Source organism: Klenkia sp. AC732 (assembly GCF_979256525.1).
The window spans coordinates 26,364-43,659 of record NZ_CEEDOS010000004.1 but is presented as its reverse complement, the minus strand read 5'-3'; the positions used below and the strand labels follow the sequence as shown (position 1 = coordinate 43,659).

Below are 17,296 nucleotides of genomic sequence, written 5' to 3'. Positions count from 1 at the left end.
TCCTGGTCTCGGGGATCGCGGTCGGGGTGTCCGTCAGGCCTGCAGGCCGGCGGGCAGCTGCGCGGGGTCCAGCCGGTCGACGACCCGGGAGGCGGCGCTGAAGTCGTGCGAGGCGGTGTTGGTGTTCGGGAAGGCGAGCACGGTGACGCCGGCGGCGTTGGCGGACTCGACGCCGCCCACGTTGTCCTCGACGGCCACGGCGTCGGCCGCGTCCTCGCCCAGGGTGCGCAGCGCGTAGGCGTAGGCGGCCGGGTCGGGCTTGGACTCGGTGACGACGGAGTTGTCGACGACGAGGTCGAAGTCCTCCAGGGACAGCTCGTCGACGCCCTGCACCAGCGCGACGACGTTCTCCGGCGAGGTGGTGGTGACCAGCGCGACCTTGGCGCCGGCGGTCTTCGCGCTGCGCAGGGACTCCACCACGCCCGGGCGGGCGGTCAGCCCGCCGCGGCCCAGCTTCTGCTGGAAGAGCTCGGACTTGGTGGCGTGCACGGCGGCGGCGTCGACGTCCTGACCGCGCTCGGCGGCGTACCCGGCGATCCGGTCGGCGCCCCCGTTGCCGCGCAGCATCTCGCGGTAGTCGTCCTGGTCCCAGCGCCAGTCGAGGTCGTGGGCGGCGAACGCCTCGTTGAACGACTCCCGCTGCAGCTCGGAGGTGTCGGCGAGGGTGCTGATGGAACCGAAGAGCAGGGCAGACACGGGCGACTCCGTCGTGAGGGGCGTCTGCCGGGCTGGTGCCCGGCACGGCGACCGCGACCCTACCCACGCCCAACGACGTTTACGCTGGCTGTGTCCGCAATTCTCGCCGCAGACACCGGGCGGCGGGACGACCGTCCCCTCACCGCCTGCGCGCGCAGCCGACCACGGCCGGGCCGGCGGCGCACCTCGGGCCGCCGCACCCGGCCCGCCACCGCGTCACTGGACGGTGCGGTCACCGTGCAGCCGGGCGGCCTGCCGGGTCAGGTGGTGCCGTTCCGCGGCGTCGGTGGCCAGGGCCGCGGCGCGCCCGTACAGCTGCTGCGCCAGGACCGGGTCACCGGCGCGTTCGTGCAGGTAGGCGGCCACCGCCGTGTACCGCGGCAGCGCCTCGTCGAGCTCGGCGAGGGCGGCCAGTCCTGCCTGCGGCCCGTCGGCCTCCCCCACCGCGACCGCCCGGTTGAGCCGTGCGACCGGGGAGCCGGTCAGCCGGACCAGCTCGTCGTACCACTCGACGACCTGCACCCAGTCGGTCTCCTCGACACTGCGGGCGTCGGCGTGCAGCGCGGCGATCGCGGCCTGCGCCTGGTACTCCCCCAGCCGGTCCCGGGCCAGCGCCGCCTGCAGCACCGCGACCCCCTCGGCGACGGCCGCGGTGTCCCACCGGCTGCGGTCCTGCCGGGCCAGCGGCACCAGGGCGCCGTCGGCGTCGGTGCGGGCGTCCCGGCGGGCCGAGTGCAGGAGCACCAGGGCCAGCAGCCCGTGCACCTCCGGGTCGTCGACCGCTGCCGCGAGCTGGCGGGTCAGCCGCAGCGCCTCCACGACCAGGTCGACGTCCCCGGAGTGGCCCTCGTTGAAGACGAGGTACAGCACCCGGAGCACGGTGCCCAGGTCGCCGGGGTGGTCGAACCGGACCCTGGCGAGGCTCCGCTTGGCCCGGCTGATCCGCTGCGCCACCGTCGCCTCGGGCACCAGGTACGCGGCCGCGATCTGCCGGGTGGTCAGCCCGCCGACGGCGCGCAGCGTCAACGCCACCGCCGAGGACGGCGACAGCGACGGGTGCGCGCACAGCGCGTACAGCCGCAGCGTGTCGTCGACCCCGGACACCGGGCCCGGCGCCGGCTCCTCCCCGACCCCGTCCTCCCGGCGCCGGCGGGCGGCGTCCGAGCGGGTGGCGTCCAGGAACCGGCGCCAGGCCACGGTGACCAGCCAGGCGCGCGGGTCCCGCGGCGGGTCGGCGGGCCACACCCGCCAGGCCTCCAGCAGCGCCTCCTGGACGGCGTCCTCGGCGGCGGCGAAGTCCGCCCCGCGGCGGACGAGGGCGGTCAGCACGACCGGGGTCAGCTCGCGCAGCAGGCCCTCGTCCACCGGGGTCACTCCCGGACCGTGGGCGGGGCCTGCAGGAAGGGCCGCAGCTCCAGCCACTCGTGGATCGGCTCGCCCCCGGCGCCGGGTGCGGCCGACAGCTCGGCAGCCAGCTCCAGCGCCCGCTCGTGGTCGTCGACGTCGATCGCCATCCAGCCGGCGACGAGGTCCTTGGTCTCGGCGAAGGGCCCGTCGGTGACGGGCGGGCGGCCGGGGCCGTCCGAGCGGACCCAGGTGCCCTCCTGGGACAGCGCCTGGGCGTCGACGAACTCCCCGTTCGCGCGGAGCCGGTCGGCGAACTCCTCCATGTAGCGGATGTGCGCGGTGACCTCCTCCGGCGTCCACTCCGACATCGGGGCGTCGTTGGTCGGGGCGGGTGCGCCGCGGTAGTGCTTGAGCAACAGGTACTTCGGCATCGGGTCTCCTCGGTCCGGTGCGGCCCATCGTGGCCGCCTCCACCCCGGGGACGGAACCGCCGGCCCGATCTCGACACGGACGCTCCCCGCCCCCGGCGCTCAGGCCCGCCGCGCCTGCCCCCCGGGCCCTTCCGGCCGCCGGGCCCGGCGACCGCGCGCCACCTCGGTGGCCAGTGCGTCCAGCGGCTGGGCGAAGGGCGCCAGTGGGTCGGTCAACCGCACCAGCCACTCCCGGACGGCGACCAGCCCCTCGGCGCCCAGCGCGTAGACCCGGCGGGTGCCCTCGGCACGGACCGTCACCAGGCCCGCGTCGAGGAGCACCCGCAGGTGCTGGGAGACCGCCGGCTGGGAGATCGGCCCGTGCTCGCGGAGGGCGTCGACGACCGCTCCGGCCGGTCGCTCCCCGCCGGACAGCACCTCCAGCACCCGCCGCCGGGTGGGGTCGCCCAGTGCGTCCAGGGCCGCCGCGGCCGCCGTCACGCCTCGTGCGGGTCGCCGGTGTAGAACGCCGTCGTCGCCCGGCCGGCGGCGCGCGCGGTCTCCGCGGGGTCCCCGTCGGCGACCGCGGCCTCGGCCCAGCCGGTGGCGGCGGCCTCGACGAAGGCCCGGCCCGGCGGGGTGGTCGGGAAGGCCAGGCCCGCAGCCGGGTCGACCGGGGCGCCGTCCGCGGCCAGGTGCAGGCCCAGGGCCATCAACGCCAGGTCCCAGCCCACCCCGACCGCACCCGGGCCGAACTGCTCCCACATCGCCGGGTCGACCGGGGCCTCGTGCACCAGCTCCAGGACGGTGCCCGCGGCCGCCGGGGTCAGCGAGACGGTCAGCCAGGAGACCATCTCGCCGAACTCCCAGGTGACGGCGAAGGACTCGGGCTCCGCGCACCGCTCGACGACGCCGCCGGCGTTGCCCTCGGTCTGGTACCGCCCGCCCACCGACAGGTCGCCGGTGACCGGCAGGAACCAACGCGGGATCCGCTCGGGGTCGGTGAGTGCCTGCCACAGGTCGCCGCGGTCGGTGCCGTAGGCGCGCCGCGCGACGGCCACCCGGGTCGGCACGCCGTCCCTGGTCGAGCGGCGCACCTCGCGGGCCACCAGTCCCGCCACGCCCACCGGGTCCTCGATCACGTCGGTCTCCCTCTTCATAAGTGAGTGCTTATGGAAGAAACCTAGCGGCTGCCGGCCCGGCACACCAGACCCCGGCGTGCGGGACCATGGGGGCATGCGGTTCCTCAACGACCAGCGCCCGGCCACGGACCTCACCTACGCCGACGTCTTCATGGTCCCCGGCTCCTCGACCATCGGGTCGCGGCTGGAGGTCGACCTGACGACGCCGGACCGGGTGGGCACCACCATCCCGGTCGTGGTGGCCAACATGACCGCCATCTCCGGCCGCCGGATGGCCGAGACCATCGCCCGCCGGGGCGGCCTCGCCGTCCTGCCGCAGGACATCCCGACCGACGTCGTCGGCGAGGTCGTGCAGTGGGTCAAGGCCAGGCACACCGTCTACGACACCCCGATCACGCTGGCGCCCACCGCCACCGTCGCCGAGGCGCTGCAGCTGCTCACCAAGCGCGCGCACGGCGTCGTCGTCGTGGTCGAGGGCGGCCGGCCGGTCGGCGTGGTCACCGACGGCGCCTGTCAGGGCGTGGACCGGTTCACCCAGCTGTCCCAGGTCATGGCGCCGGACCCGCTCACCGTCCCGGTCGGCACCGACCTGCCCGAGGTCTTCGACGTGCTGTCCGAGGCCAGGGTCAACGCCGCCCCCGTCGTCGACGGCGACCAGCTGGTCGGCGTGATCACCCGCAAGGGCGCGCTGCGCAGCGCGCTCTACACCCCGGCGGTCAACGGTGCGGGCCAGCTGCTCACCTCCGCCGCGGTCGGCATCAACGGCGACGTCGCCGGCAAGGCCGAGGCGCTGCTCGCGCACGGCGTCGACGTCCTCGTGGTGGACACCGCGCACGGCCACCAGGCCAAGGCCGTCGAGGCGGTGCGTGCGGTGCGCGCCGTCGCCGGCAGCACCCCCGTCGTGGCCGGCAACGTGGTCACCGCCGAGGGCACCCGCGACCTGGTCGAGGCCGGCGCCGACGTCGTCAAGGTCGGCGTCGGGCCCGGCGCCATGTGCACCACCCGGATGATGACCGGCGTCGGCCGCCCGCAGTTCTCCGCCGTCGAGGAGTGCGCGGCCGCCGCGCGCGAGGCCGGCAGGCACGTCTGGGCCGACGGCGGCGTCCGGCACCCCCGCGACATCGCGCTGGCACTGGCCGCGGGCGCGGCCAACGTCATGGTCGGCTCCTGGTTCGCCGGCACCTACGAGAGTGCCGGCGACGTGCACGAGGACGGCACCGGGCGGCTCTACAAGGAGAGCTTCGGGATGGCCTCGGCCCGCGCCGTCAAGGCCCGGACGTCCACCCAGTCCGGCTTCGAGCGGGCCCGCGCGGGCCTGTTCGAGGAGGGCATCAGCTCCTCCCGGATGTACCTGGACCCCGCCCGCCCCGGCGTCGAGGACCTCGTCGACGGCATCGTCGCCGGCGTCCGGTCCTCCTGCACCTACGCCGGCGCCCGCACGGTCGACGAGCTGCACGAGCGCGCGGTGCTCGGCGTCCAGTCCGCGGCCGGCTACGAGGAGGGCCGCCCGCTGCCCACCAGCTGGTGAGGCCGCTGCCGGTCGAGGAGTTCGAGGACCTGGTCGCCGACGCCCTGGACCAGGTCCCGGCCGAGCTGATGGCCCTGGTGGACAACGTCGTCGTCCTGGTCGAGGACCGCAACCCCGACGAGCCCAGCCTGCTGGGCCTCTACGAGGGCTACGCGCTGACCGAGCGCAGCTGGGACCTCTCCGGTCAGCTGCCGGACCGGATCATGGTCTACCGGGAGGCGATCTGCGACGTCTGCGAGACCGCGGAGCAGGTCGCCGAGGAGGTCACGATCACCGTGGTGCACGAGATCGCGCACCACTTCGGCATCGGCGAGGAGAAGCTGCACGAGCTCGGCTGGGGGTGAGGACGCCGGCCGGTCGAGGGGGTTGCGTCCTGCTCCTGGAGCCGCACACTGGGTCACCATGACCGGTCTGGGTGGTGCCGTTCCAGCGGCCCGTCCTGCGCCGGTGCCGCCCCCGGTGACCGGGTCAGCCGGCCGACGCGCGCACGTCGGCCAGCCACTGCTCGGCGGCGGCGAAGGACCCGTCCGCGGCGGCGGCCAGCACCGGCTTGACCTCCCGACCGTCGGCGCGCGGGTAGGAGCCCAGGAAGCGCACCTCGTCGCAGAGCCGGTGCAGGGCGACCAGCGCGTCGCCCACCCGGCGGTCGGCCAGGTGCCCCTCGACGTCGAGGGAGAAGGAGTAGACGCCCAGCCGCTCCCGGCGCGGACGGGACTCCAGCCGGGTCAGGCTGATGCCGCGGGAGGCCAGCTCGGACAGCAGGTCCAGCAGTGCCCCGGTGCGGTCGGCGACGACGCAGTTGAGCGTGGTCTTGTCCGCCCCGGTCGGCGCCGGCAGGCGGCCCGGCCGCTCCACCTGGACGAACCGGGTGACGGCGCCGGGCGCGTCGGCCAGCCGCTGCGCGGCGACCTCCAGCCCGTAGCGGGCGGCGGCCAGCGCGGGGCAGACCGCGGCGTCCCCCTCGCCGAGGGCGACCAGCCGGGCCGCCTCGGCCGTGGAGGCGGCGGCGACCACGGCGGCGCCGGGCAGGTGCTCGGCGACCCACCCGCGGGTCTGGGCCAGCGCGTGCGGGTGGCTGGCCACGGTGCGGACCTGCCCCAGGCCGGTCCCGGGACGGACGCCGAGGACGAAGTCGACCTCCAGGAAGACCTCCCGGGTGACCACCACGGGGTCCCCGGCGGCCAGCCCGTCGATCGTCGGGGAGACCGATCCCTCGACCGAGTTCTCCATCGGCACGAAGGCCGCGTCGACCTCGCCGGAACGCAGTGCCGCCAGCGCCGCGGGCACGCTGGCCAGGGGCACCGACTCCCCCTCGGAGGAGGCACCGGTACTGCGGAGGGCCGCTTCGGTGAAGGTACCCTCGGGCCCGAGATAGGCGAACCTGGTCGGGGGCTTCGACGGCATCCGAGCAGGGTAGTGCGGCCGGGTCGGGTCCAGTCCCCGCCCCGGGGGGAGCTGCCTCGCCACCGGCCGGACGCACGGACGAGGGGACACCTCTCGGACCGGCGTCCCACAGGTGAGTGGAGGACCGCGTGACCACCGGCACCCCGGCCCTCGTGGACGACGCGGCTCTCGCCGCGGCCCGGTGGGCCCTGCTGGAGGCCAGCGACCGGGAGGACGCCCGGGCCTTCGTGGACTCCCTCGCCGAGGTCGAGGTCGAGTTCGCCGAGGCCGGCACCCCGCGGTGGACCGCGTGGTCGCACGCCTTCACCGCCCGGCGGCTGCTGGTCGGCGACGAGGTCCGCGCCGCCGGTGACGAGGTGGCCGCCGCGCGAGCCGCCGCCGAGGCCTGCCCGGCCGACGCCGAGCGCGCCCTGGTGCTGGCCTACCTGGCCCACCTGGAGGTCAGCGGCGACCGGTTCGACGCCGCCCTCCACCTGGCCGTGGACGCCAGCCTGCTCACCGACCAGGTGCCCGCCGACCAGCCCAGCCGGGAGCTGCACCAGGCCCACCACTGGCTGTCCCTGGCCCTGACCCGGCTGGACCTCGAGGAGCTCGCCGTCGCCCAGGCGCTGCGCGGGCAGCGGGTCGCCTCCGCGCTCGCCGACCCGGCCGACTGCTGGCGGCTGCTGCGGCTGTGCGCCCAGCAGCACGCCGAGCTGGCCCAGACCGTGCACCGCCGCGGGGACGACGCCCGCGCCGCCCGGCTCGCCGCGATCGCGCTGCGCTGCTCCTTCGCGGCCTCGGACCTGGACTGGGAGCCGCCGGAGGCCGAGGCCGACCTGCTGGCCGTCGTGCACGCCTGGGCGCTGACGCTGGCCGACGACCTCGACGGCACGCTGCCGGCACTGCGGCGGGTCCGCGGCCGGGTGGAGGCCACCGGCGGGCTGTGGTTGCTGGGCTACGCCGACCTGGCCCTGGCCCGGCTGCTCACCCGGACCGCGACCCACGCCGTCGGCCCCGCACTGGTCGGCGTCACCGCGGACCCCGCGGCCGCTGCGGCCGCCGACGAGGCCACCGACCTCCTGGTCGCCGCGGCCGGCGCCTTCGCGGCCGTCGGCGACCACCGCCGGCACCGCCAGTGCCTGCTGGAGCTGGGGCAGACCACCGCCCAGCTGGGCCGGGCCGCCGAGGCGCTGCACTGGCTGGAGGCCTACCGCGCCGACGCCAGCCGGATGCACCTGCGCGGACGCGAGCTGTGGGCCGAGATGTTCGTCCGCCGCAGCCGGCTGCGCGAGGCCGAGCGGCAGGCCGCGGTCGCCCGCCGGCACGCCCTGGAGGACCCGCTCACCGGGCTGGGCAACCGGCGCTCGGCGGAGCGCCGGCTCGGCGAGCTGGACCTGGCCACCCGGCCGCTGTCGCTGGCCGTCGTCGACGTCGACCGGTTCAAGACCGTCAACGACGACAACTCCCACCTGCACGGGGACGCCGTGCTGCGCAGGCTGGCGGAGCTGCTCCGGCTGCACTGCCGCACCGGGGACCAGGTCTTCCGCTGGGCCGGGGACGAGTTCCTGGTGCTGCTGCCCGACGCCACCGAGGCCCAGGCCGTGCTGGCGATGGAGCGGCTGCGGCACGCGGTCGTGCACTGCGACTGGTCCGAGCTGGGCATCGCCGACCCGGTCACGGTCAGCATCGGCATCGCCACCTCGCACCCGGGCACCGCCGGGTCCCCGGGCACGCGCACCTGGCGCGAGGTGTTCGACTCCGCCGACCTGCACCTGTTCACCGCCAAGCGCGCCGGGCGTGACCGGGTGCGCACCGGAGCTCCGACGCCCGCGGACGCCTCCCCGGGGTCCACCCGGGTGCCCTCCCAGCAGGCCGGCGCCGCGTCCTCGGCCGCCGGCACGCCGCGCGCACCGCAGGCCTCGGTCGACCAGCTGGTCGCCGACCTCCTCGGTGCCCGCGTGGTGCGCCCGTCGGGCTGGGCCTTCGACGTCGAGGACGAGGGCGCCCCGTGACCGGCGCCCGCCCCCGTCCGGGCCGCCGGTGACCCCGCGCGCCACCTCCGCCGGGCAGGCCCCGCCCCGCCGCACCCCGGCCGACCGGCCCGCCTGGGGTGCCGGCCGGGACGGGCACGCCCGGCGTGCCCCCGGCCCGGTGCGTGACAGCGGGCCCACCAGCGTGCACAGTGCCCTGGTGCCACCCGGGGTCCTGCACGAGCAGGTCAGTTCCGCGCTGGCGAACTGGCAGCTCGACCTCGCCGAGTCGCTGCTCGCCGACGTCGATGCTGCCGGCGACCCCACGGCCACCCCCGCCGGACCGCCCTCGACGGCCCCGCTGACCTCGCTGGCCCGGGCCTGGGCGGACACGCTGCGCGCCGAGCTGCTCGTCCGCCGGCTGCGGGTCGCCGGGTTCACCCTGCTGGGCGACCCGATCGACGAGCCCGGCCGGGACCCCGAGGAGCCCCTCGACCTGCACGACGGCGTCGCCGAGCTGCTGGACGCGGGCGGCCCCGACGCCGAGGTCGACCCCGGTGTCGTCCTGGGCACCCGGTCGGAGTCCGCGGCCCACGCGGCACGGGCGATCGCCCTGGTCCGGTCGGCCCGGGCGGCCTTCGACGCCTCCGACGACGACCTGCAGCGCGCGGCCGGGCTGACCCGGCACGCCCGGATCGAGCTGCTCTCGCGCCGGGTCGACGCCGCCATGGACGAGGCCGTCGAGGCCGCCAGCCTGCTGGACCCGGCACTGCCGGTCAGCCCGCTGCTCGTGCACACCCTGGGCGCCCTGTCCGCCGTGCTGGCCGACCTGGAGCTCATGCCGCTGGCCCTGGACTACCAGCGCCGCGCGCACCTGACCGCCCGGCGGCTGGCCGAGGACGTGCCCGGCGCGGGCTCCGCGGCCCTCGTCGGGGACAGCGCCTCCAGGCTGGCCTCGTTGTGCGCCGAGGTCGGCGAGAGCCTGCTCGACGACAGCACCCCCGAGGACGCCCTGCCGCACTTCGCCGAGGCCCTGGCGCTGGCCGAGCGGGCCCAGGACGAGCTGCCCACCGGGGACCCGCGCCGGGTGGCCGCGGAGGTGGTGCTCGGCTGGGCGCTGGTCGGTCTGGGCGAGTGCGCCGACGCGGTCCCCGCCCTCCGGCACGCCGTCACCGCCGCCGACGGCGACCGCGGACTGCTGGCCTCCGCGCTGCTGGCCCTGGGCCGGGCCCTGCGCCGGCAGGGGCTGGGCACCGAGGCCGACGAGCCGCTGGCGCAGTCGCTGGCGCTGGCCACCGAGCACGGGCTGCCCCGGCTGCGCCGCTCCGCGCTGCGCGAGCTGTGCACGCTGCACGCCGACCTCGACGACGCCGTCCGGGCCCTGCCCTACCTGCAGGCCTACCTGGCCGACGAGCTGGACCGGGTCGACGAGCGCCGGACCCGCTGGGTCGAGCTGTTCGGACGACGCAAGAGCCTGCTGGAGACCGAGCGGGCCGCCGGGCAGCTGCGCCGGCAGGCCTACGAGGACCCGCTGACCCACCTGCCCAACCGCCGGTACGCCGAGGCCCGCCTCGACGGGCTGCTGACCGCCGGGGCCGCCCCCGCGCTGGCCGTGGTCGACATCGACCACTTCAAGTCCATCAACGACGCCGCCGGCCACCCCGGTGGAGACGCGGTGCTCCGCGCCGTCGCGCAGCTGCTCGTGGACGGCGTCCGGGACACCGACGAGGTGTGCCGCTGGGCCGGGGACGAGTTCGTCGTCCTGCTGCCCGACACCACCGCCGAGCAGGGCGAGCGCGCCATGGAGCGCATCCGGCTGTCCATCTCGGGCAACGACTGGTCCGCGCTGGGCATCGACGTGCCGGTCACGATCAGCGTGGGCATCGCCTCGGCCGCCCGTGGCGACGACCGGCGCACCCTCTTCGCCGCCGCGGACGGCGTCCTCTACGACGCCAAGCGCAGCGGCCGGGACCGCGTCGTGCGGCTGTCCGGGGTCACCCAGACCCGCGCCCCGGAGGGCTCCGCCGGCGACCCGGCGACCACACACCCGGTCGCCCCCGCCGTCCTGGAGGGCGAGCTGCTGCCGGCCGACACGGCCCCCGACAGTGACCCGGGGTCGGGGCCCGGGCCGGTTAGTGTCACTGACGTGCATCCGCAGCGAGCCGAGGACGACGAGCCCGAGGCCGGCCGGACCCGCCGGTCCCGCCCGACCGACGTGCTCTTCGGCGACGGCCCCGGGGCGCCCGCGCCCCAGGAGGCCCCGGTCGAGGACGAGCACACCGACACCGACACCGACAGCGACAGCGACACCGCCACCGGCTCCGGCTCCGGCGACCCCGATGACGGCGCCGGCGGCTTCGCCCGGCTGCTCGTCGAGCCGCTGCCCGGCGCCGGTGGCCCCCGCACCCAGCGCGGGCGCACCGTCGGCCCCGTCGACCCGCCCGCCGAGCCCGGGCCGTCGGCCCGCCCGGTGAGCAGCAGCCCGGCCACCCGGGAGCCCGTCTCCACCCCGGGCCCCGAGGTCATCTGGGGCACCGGCCGCAGCACCGAGCAGGTGCTGGCCCTGGTCCGCGAGGCCCGCCGCGAGCACCCCGACCGGGCCGCGGTCGTCGTCCGTGCGACGGCGGACACCCTGGTCGCCCTGGCCAGCGAGCACGACGCGTACACGACCATGGACGCCGCCGCGATGGCCGCCGCCGTCGGCCCGCTGCCCGAGCCGCGCGGCCGGGTCGGCGTGCTGTGCGCCAGCTCCGGGGACACCCCGGTGGCCGCCGAGGCCGCCTTCGTCGCCAAGGTCACCGGCACCGAGGTCGTCCGGGTCGACGACGTCGGGGGCAGCCGGCTGCGCCCGCTGCTGGCCGACAGCTCCCTGCTCACCGACGTCGACTGCCTGGTCGTCGTCGCCGGGCTCGACGCGGCGCTGGCCACGGTGGTGTCCTCGATGACCGAGGTGCCGATCGTCGCGGTGCCCACCTCGACGGGCCAGGCGAGCTCCTTCGGCGGGTTCGGCGCCCTGCTGACGATGCTGAACTCCGCCGCCCCCGGCGTCGTGGTGTCCAACATCGACAACGGGTACTCCGCCGGCGTCTTCGCCGCCCGCATCGCCCGCCGGTCCCTCCCCCGCTGAGCGTGCCGCCCCGCGCCCGGGCCGCCACCCCGCTCACCGCCGCCCCCGAGCTGCCCGACCTGGTCCCGGTCGCGCTGGAGGACCTGGACCTCGACGGCCTCGTCGAGGGCCGGTCGGTCTCCGGGCACGCCGAGGACCTGCACGCCGACGACGTCGAGCTCGAGGGCTGCCGGCTCGACGGGCTGCGGCTCATCGGCGGCCGGCTGACCCGGTGCTCCTTCACCGACGTGGAGGTCACCGGCTCCGACCTGTCCGGCGTCGACGTCCCCGACGGGCGGTGGCACCGGGTCGCGGTCGCCGAGACCCGGCTGGCCGGGACGTCGGTGGCCGGCGGGATGTGGCAGGACGTGACCCTGGACGACGTCCGGGCCGCCCGGCTGGACCTCCGGTTCGCCACCCTGCGCCGGGTGCGCTTCACCGGCTGCGACCTGGACTCGGTGGACCTGACGTCGGCGACCCTGGACGGCGTGGTCTTCACCGACTGCCGGCTGCCGGCCGCCCGGTTCGTCGGCACCACGGTCAAACGGGCCCAGTTCGTCCGTTGCGAGCTGGACGGCGCCCACGGGGTCCCCGCCCTGTCCGGGGCGCACGTCGACCAGGTCACCCTGATGAGCCTGGCAGCGCCGATGGCGCTGGCCCTGGGCCTGCGACTGACGTGAGAGCACCCCTCCCGGAGGACCTCGCGACGGGTTCTGGCACACCCGGCGCCCGACGGCGACTACTCTGTGGGGCTGACCGCCCTGGCGGACCGCACTCCCCCCTCAGGACCGGTGCGGCCGCCGCCGCACCACCACCGGCCTCTCCGCCGGGACGCCCGTCGTCCCCGCGACGCCGACGACCACGTCAGGAGAGGCGTTCGTGACTGCCGCCCCCACCGCTTCCGCTGCCAAGGCACCCGCCAAGAAGGCCCCGGCCAAGAAGGCCGCCGCCAAGAAGGCGGCCCCCAAGGCCGCGCCGAAGACCCCGGCTGCGAAGAAGGCCGCCCCCAGCACCGGCCCGGGCACCGCCAAGGGCATCTCCGTCTCCGACGTCGTCGAGGGCGAGGACGCCCTCGACACGACGACCACCGACGACGACTCCGACGACGAGGCGCCTGCGGAGGCTGCGACCACCGGCACGACCGAGGCCCCCGAGACCGACTGGGAGGACGAGGCCGAGTCCGCGGCGCTGCTCAAGGCCCGCAAGGACGCCGAGGCCACCACCTCGGCCGACACGGTCCGCGCCTACCTCAAGCTCATCGGCCGGGTGAAGCTGCTCACCGCCGAGGAGGAGGTGCACCTGGCCCGCCGGATCGAGGCCGGCCTGTACGCCGCCCACAAGCTGATGGAGGCCACCGAGGCCGGCGAGCGGCTGCCCACGCAGACCCGCCGCGACCTGTCGATGGTCGAGCGGGACGGCCAGCGCGCCAAGGACCACCTGCTGGAGGCCAACCTGCGCCTCGTGGTGTCCCTGGCCAAGCGCTACACCGGCCGCGGCATGGCGTTCCTGGACCTGATCCAGGAGGGCAACCTGGGTCTGATCCGCGCGGTGGAGAAGTTCGACTACACCAAGGGCTTCAAGTTCTCGACCTACGCGACGTGGTGGATCCGCCAGGCCATCACCCGCGCGATGGCCGACCAGGCGCGCACCATCCGCATCCCGGTGCACATGGTCGAGGTCATCAACAAGATGGGCCGCATACAGCGCGAGATGCTCCAGGAGCTGGGCCGCGAGCCCACCCGCGAGGAGCTCGCGGTGGAGATGGACGTGACCCCGGAGAAGGTGCTGGAGATCCAGCAGTACGCCCGGGAGCCCATCAGCCTGGACCAGACCATCGGCGACGAGGGCGACAGCCAGCTCGGTGACTTCATCGAGGACTCCGAGGCCGTCGTGGCCGTCGACGCGGTCAGCTTCAGCCTGATGCAGGACCAGATGACCTCGGTGCTGGCCACCCTGAGCGAGCGCGAGGCCGGCGTCGTCCGGCTGCGCTTCGGCCTCACCGACGGCCAGCCGCGCACCCTGGACGAGATCGGCCAGGTCTACGGGGTCACCCGCGAGCGGATCCGTCAGATCGAGTCCAAGACGATGTCCAAGCTGCGCCACCCCAGCCGCTCGCAGTCCCTCCGGGACTACCTCGACTAGACGGTGATCGGGTGGCTCGACCTCGCCGCGGGGGCGAGCGGGGACATGCTGCTCGGCGCCCTCGTGGACGCCGGGGTCCCGCTCGCGGTCCTGCAGGACGCGGTCGCGGCCCTGCCGGTCGAGCCGGTCACGCTGACCACCGAGCAGGTCACCCGGCACGGCCTGGGCGCCACCCGGGTGCACGTGCACACACCGGAGACCGGGGTGCACCGCACCTGGGACGACGTCGGGACGCTGCTGGGGGCAGCCGCCCTGGACGAGGCCGTGCGGAACCGGGCACTGGCGGTCTTCGCCCGGCTCGCCCACGCCGAGGGCCGGGTGCACCGGGTGCCGGCCGAGCAGGTGCACTTCCACGAGGTCGGCGCCCTGGACGCCCTGGCCGACGTCGTCGGCACGGTGGCCGGGCTCCGGTGGCTGGGCCTGGACTCCCTCACCGCCTCCTCCGTCGCCCTGGGCAGCGGCACGGCCCACGGTGAGCACGGGGTGGTCCCGGTGCCCGGCCCGGCCGTCCTGGAGCTGCTCAGGGGCCTGCCGGTGCACGCCGGGCCCGTCCCGCACGAGTGCTGCACGCCGACGGGGGCCGCGCTGGTCGCCGAGCTGGTCGACGTCTGGGGCCCGATGCCGGCGATGCGCCCGGACCGGACCGGATCGGGCGCCGGTGGCCGGGATCCGCGGGAGCTGCCCAACGCCGTCCGGCTGGTGCTCGGCGAGCCGGTGACCCAGCCGGGCACCCAGCCGGGCACCCCGCTGCTGCTGGAGACCAACATCGACGACCTGGACCCGCGGTTGTGGCCCACCGTCCTCGAGCAGCTCTTCGCCGCCGGCGCCTCGGACGCCTGGCTGACCCCGATCGTGATGAAGAAGGGCCGCCCGGCGCACACCCTGTCGGTGCTGACCCGGCCGGAGACGGCGGCCGCCGTCCAGCGGGCGGTGTTCACCCAGACCTCCACCATCGGGCTGCGGGTCACCCCGGTCGGCAAGGTCGCCCTGGACCGCGAGCAGTCCGACGTCGCCGTCCTCGGCGGGCGGGTCGGCACCAAGACCGCCCGCACCGACGACGGCACCCCGGTCAACGTCAGCGTCGAGTGGGAGGACGTCGCCGCGCTGGCCAGGGCACTCGACCTGCCGGCCAAGGAGGTGCTGCGCGCCGCCACGGCCGCCGCCTGGGCTAGGGTGTCGCCCGGAGAAGGGGAGTAGCCCCCCGTCCGCTGGTCGACATGCTGGTGCCCCCGGGCACCCGGTCAGCGGGTCCGGTGCGAACCGGATGGGCGAGACCTTCGACCGCTGCAGTCCACCCACCCGTGGCGCGGCCGGTCGGAGGCTGCGTGCCCCTGCCCGGTCGTGCCGAGCAGAGAAGAGCCCCTCCGTTGGTCCTGTCGGTCATCGCCGCCGCCTTCATCCTCATCCTCCCGGTCGAGCTGCCGGACAAGACGCTCTTCGCCACCCTGGTGCTGGCCACCCGGTTCGCGCCGCTGCCGGTCTTCGTCGGCGTCGGGACGGCGTTCGCCGTCCAGGTGGCCATCGCCGTCACCGCCGGGTCGCTGCTGTCCCTGCTGCCCGAGGCGCTGGTGACCGGCGTCGTGGCGCTGCTGTTCCTGGTCGGCGCCGTGCTGTTGTGGCGCAGCGCGGGCAGCGGCCCCGAGGACGGCGGCGAGGCCGCCGAGCGGCGCGAGCAGACCCCGTTCCTGCGCGCCGCCGCGATCAGCTTCGGCGTGCTGTTCGCCGCCGAGTGGGGCGACCTCTCCCAGCTGGCCACCGCCGGCCTCGCCGCCCGGTACGACGAGCCGCTGTCGGTCTTCGTCGGCGCCTGGGCGGCCCTGCTGGTGGTCTCCGGGCTGGCCGTCTTCCTGGGCAAGAAGTTGGCCGACCGGCTGCCGATCGCGCTCATCCGCCGGGTCGCCGCCGGCCTGTTCCTGGTCTTCGCCGTCATCGCCGTCGTGGAGACGGTCCGCACGCTGGCCGGCTGACGCCACCCACACGGGGGACGTCCCCCGGGGCCACCTCAAGTGCGGAACCACTTCGTCCGTTGAAGGGGTGAGGGGTGTCGCGCCCCGCGGCTCCAGGCGATGGCACGGTGAGGACGGGTGACGGTGACGGGCGACAGGCCGGTGCACGACAGGTCGCAGGAGCCGTGGCACCCGCCCCTGCCGCCCGACGACCCGGGGCTGCGCGAGCGCCAGCACGAGCTGCTGCAGGAGATCGACCTGCTCGACGTCCCCGGCGGCAGCGAACTCGACGCTCTCACCCGGGTCGCAGCCACCCTCGCCGGCACCCCGTACGCGACGGTCAACCTGCTGGACACCGAGCGGCAGTGCCAGATCTCGACCTCCGGCTTCGTGGGCGCCGACACCCCGCGCGCGGACTCGCTGTGCGACCGCGCCGCCCGGCTGCCCGGCGTGTTCTCCTCCTCCGACCTGTCCCTCGACCCGCGCTTCACCGACAGCCCCTGGGTCGACGGCCGGTGGCAGGCCGTCCGGCTCTACGCCAGCGCCCCCCTCGTCGTCGACGGCACGACCATCGGCACCCTGTGCGTGCTGGACGACCGGCCCGGGCAGCTGTCGGACGCGCAGCTGGCCCGGCTGGAGGACCTCGCCGCCGTCGTCGTCGCCCTGCTCGAACGGCGCCGGGACCACCGACTGGCCGAGGAGGCCCGGGCGGAGCTCGCCCGCACCCGGGCGTTCGAGCAGACCCTGCTCGACGCGCTCCCCGCCGGGATCGCCGCGTGCGACACCGAGGGCACCGTCACGCTGTTCAACCGGGAGAGCCGGCGCTGGCACGGCGGCGACGTGCTGGTCGACCTGTCCCCCGAGGAGCTGTCCCGGCACTACACGCTGCTGCGCCCCGACGGCCGGTCCACCTTCCCGGTGGAGGAGCTGCCGCTGGTCCGGGTGCTCAGCACCGGCCGGCCCGCCTCCGCCGAGCTGCTGCTCCGCCCGCACCGGGCTCCCGAGCGGCTGATCGCCTGCTCCGGGGTCCCGGTCCTGGACCCCGACGGCGCTCCGCTGGGCGCCGTGGTGACGATGTCCGACGTCACCGACCAGCGGGCCCTGGAGGAACGGCTACGCACCGCGGCCCTGCACGACGTGCTCACCGGGTTGCCCAACCGCGGTCTGCTGGTCGACCGGCTGGAGCACGCCCTGGCCACCGCAGCCTGGGACAGCGGGACCGTCGCCGTCCTCTACTGCGACCTGGACGGCTTCAAGGCCGTCAACGACGGCCACGGCCATGCCGCCGGCGACGCGGTGCTGGCCCAGACCGCCGCACGACTGGCCGCCGTCGTCCGGCCCGGGGACACCGTGGGGCGGATCGGCGGCGACGAGTTCGTGCTCGTCTGCGCAGGGGTGGACGGCGCACGGGCGGCGGACGCGATCGCCCGCCGGGTGGTCGCGGCGATGACCGCGCCGTTCGTGTCCGCCACCGGCACGCACTCCATCGGGGTCAGCGTGGGCATCGCGCTCAGCAGCCCCGGCACCACCCCCGAGACCGTGCTCACCGCTGCCGACGAGGACATGTACCGCGTCAAGCGGGCCCGCCGCGGGTCCTCGCGCCGGGACTGAGCCCGCCGGGAG

At 76.0% G+C, this 17,296-nt stretch carries 15 protein-coding genes; 9 read left to right on the top strand and 6 right to left on the bottom strand.

Features of this window, described 5'->3' with window-relative positions; genetic code table 11:
- Positions 1-33 precede the first annotated feature (33 nt).
- The 5 genes from AC0IVP_RS02820 to AC0IVP_RS02800 form a co-directional block, all read right to left on the bottom strand.
- Positions 34-696 carry an HAD family hydrolase gene (locus tag AC0IVP_RS02820; protein WP_471754384.1) on the bottom strand — a complete coding sequence of 221 codons (663 nt, stop codon included), beginning with the start codon at positions 694-696 and terminating at the stop codon, positions 34-36.
- 216 nt (positions 697-912) lie between these two features.
- A complete protein-coding gene (locus AC0IVP_RS02815; RefSeq protein WP_471754382.1) occupies positions 913-2,070 on the bottom strand; it encodes an RNA polymerase sigma factor in 1,158 nt (385 codons plus the stop codon).
- On the bottom strand, positions 2,067-2,474 hold the full coding sequence (locus AC0IVP_RS02810; protein WP_471754380.1) for a YciI family protein: 408 nt from the start codon (positions 2,472-2,474) through the stop codon (positions 2,067-2,069). The genes AC0IVP_RS02815 and AC0IVP_RS02810 overlap by 4 nt, the downstream gene beginning before the upstream one ends.
- A 99-nt stretch (positions 2,475-2,573) precedes the next feature.
- Positions 2,574-2,954: an ArsR/SmtB family transcription factor gene (locus AC0IVP_RS02805; protein WP_056291345.1), complete on the bottom strand. Its 381-nt coding sequence runs from the start codon at positions 2,952-2,954 to the stop codon at positions 2,574-2,576.
- Positions 2,951-3,613, bottom strand: coding sequence for an SRPBCC family protein (locus AC0IVP_RS02800; protein WP_471754378.1), 663 nt, complete (start codon positions 3,611-3,613; stop codon positions 2,951-2,953). The genes AC0IVP_RS02805 and AC0IVP_RS02800 overlap by 4 nt, the downstream gene beginning before the upstream one ends.
- Positions 3,614-3,689: 76 nt before the next feature.
- Here AC0IVP_RS02800 and AC0IVP_RS02795 point away from each other — a divergent pair, with 76 nt between their 5' ends.
- Positions 3,690-5,123: a GuaB1 family IMP dehydrogenase-related protein gene (locus AC0IVP_RS02795; protein ID WP_056291341.1), complete on the top strand. Its 1,434-nt coding sequence runs from the start codon at positions 3,690-3,692 to the stop codon at positions 5,121-5,123.
- A complete protein-coding gene (locus AC0IVP_RS02790) occupies positions 5,120-5,467 on the top strand; it encodes a metallopeptidase family protein (protein ID WP_056291339.1) in 348 nt (115 codons plus the stop codon). The genes AC0IVP_RS02795 and AC0IVP_RS02790 overlap by 4 nt, the downstream gene beginning before the upstream one ends.
- A gap of 124 nt (positions 5,468-5,591) precedes the next feature.
- On the opposite strand, the gene pheA is transcribed toward AC0IVP_RS02790, so the two are convergent.
- Positions 5,592-6,527 carry a prephenate dehydratase gene (pheA, locus tag AC0IVP_RS02785; RefSeq protein ID WP_056291337.1) on the bottom strand — a complete coding sequence of 312 codons (936 nt, stop codon included), beginning with the start codon at positions 6,525-6,527 and terminating at the stop codon, positions 5,592-5,594.
- A 128-nt stretch (positions 6,528-6,655) separates the two neighbouring features.
- On the opposite strand from pheA, the gene AC0IVP_RS02780 reads away from it, so the two are divergent.
- The 7 genes from AC0IVP_RS02780 (at position 6,656) to AC0IVP_RS02750 (ending at position 17,284) form a co-directional block, all read left to right on the top strand.
- On the top strand, positions 6,656-8,521 hold the full coding sequence (locus tag AC0IVP_RS02780; protein ID WP_471754376.1) for a diguanylate cyclase: 1,866 nt from the start codon (positions 6,656-6,658) through the stop codon (positions 8,519-8,521).
- A 178-nt stretch (positions 8,522-8,699) separates the two neighbouring features.
- On the top strand, positions 8,700-11,606 hold the full coding sequence (locus AC0IVP_RS02775) for a diguanylate cyclase (protein WP_471754374.1): 2,907 nt from the start codon (positions 8,700-8,702) through the stop codon (positions 11,604-11,606).
- A gap of 2 nt (positions 11,607-11,608) precedes the next feature.
- Positions 11,609-12,265 (top strand): pentapeptide repeat-containing protein, encoded by a 657-nt coding sequence (locus AC0IVP_RS02770; RefSeq protein WP_471754372.1) that lies wholly within the window; start codon positions 11,609-11,611, stop codon positions 12,263-12,265.
- Positions 12,266-12,464: 199 nt separating this feature from the next.
- Positions 12,465-13,727: an RNA polymerase sigma factor gene (locus tag AC0IVP_RS02765; protein WP_471754370.1), complete on the top strand. Its 1,263-nt coding sequence runs from the start codon at positions 12,465-12,467 to the stop codon at positions 13,725-13,727.
- A gap of 3 nt (positions 13,728-13,730) precedes the next feature.
- A complete protein-coding gene (larC, locus tag AC0IVP_RS02760; protein WP_471754368.1) occupies positions 13,731-14,924 on the top strand; it encodes a nickel pincer cofactor biosynthesis protein LarC in 1,194 nt (397 codons plus the stop codon).
- A gap of 170 nt (positions 14,925-15,094) precedes the next feature.
- Entirely contained in the window at positions 15,095-15,694 is a 600-nt protein-coding gene (locus tag AC0IVP_RS02755) for a TMEM165/GDT1 family protein (RefSeq protein WP_200938750.1), read from the top strand.
- 123 nt (positions 15,695-15,817) lie between these two features.
- Complete coding sequence (locus tag AC0IVP_RS02750; RefSeq protein WP_471754366.1) at positions 15,818-17,284, top strand: diguanylate cyclase domain-containing protein; 1,467 nt, start codon at positions 15,818-15,820, stop codon at positions 17,282-17,284.
- Positions 17,285-17,296: the final 12 nt, after the last annotated feature.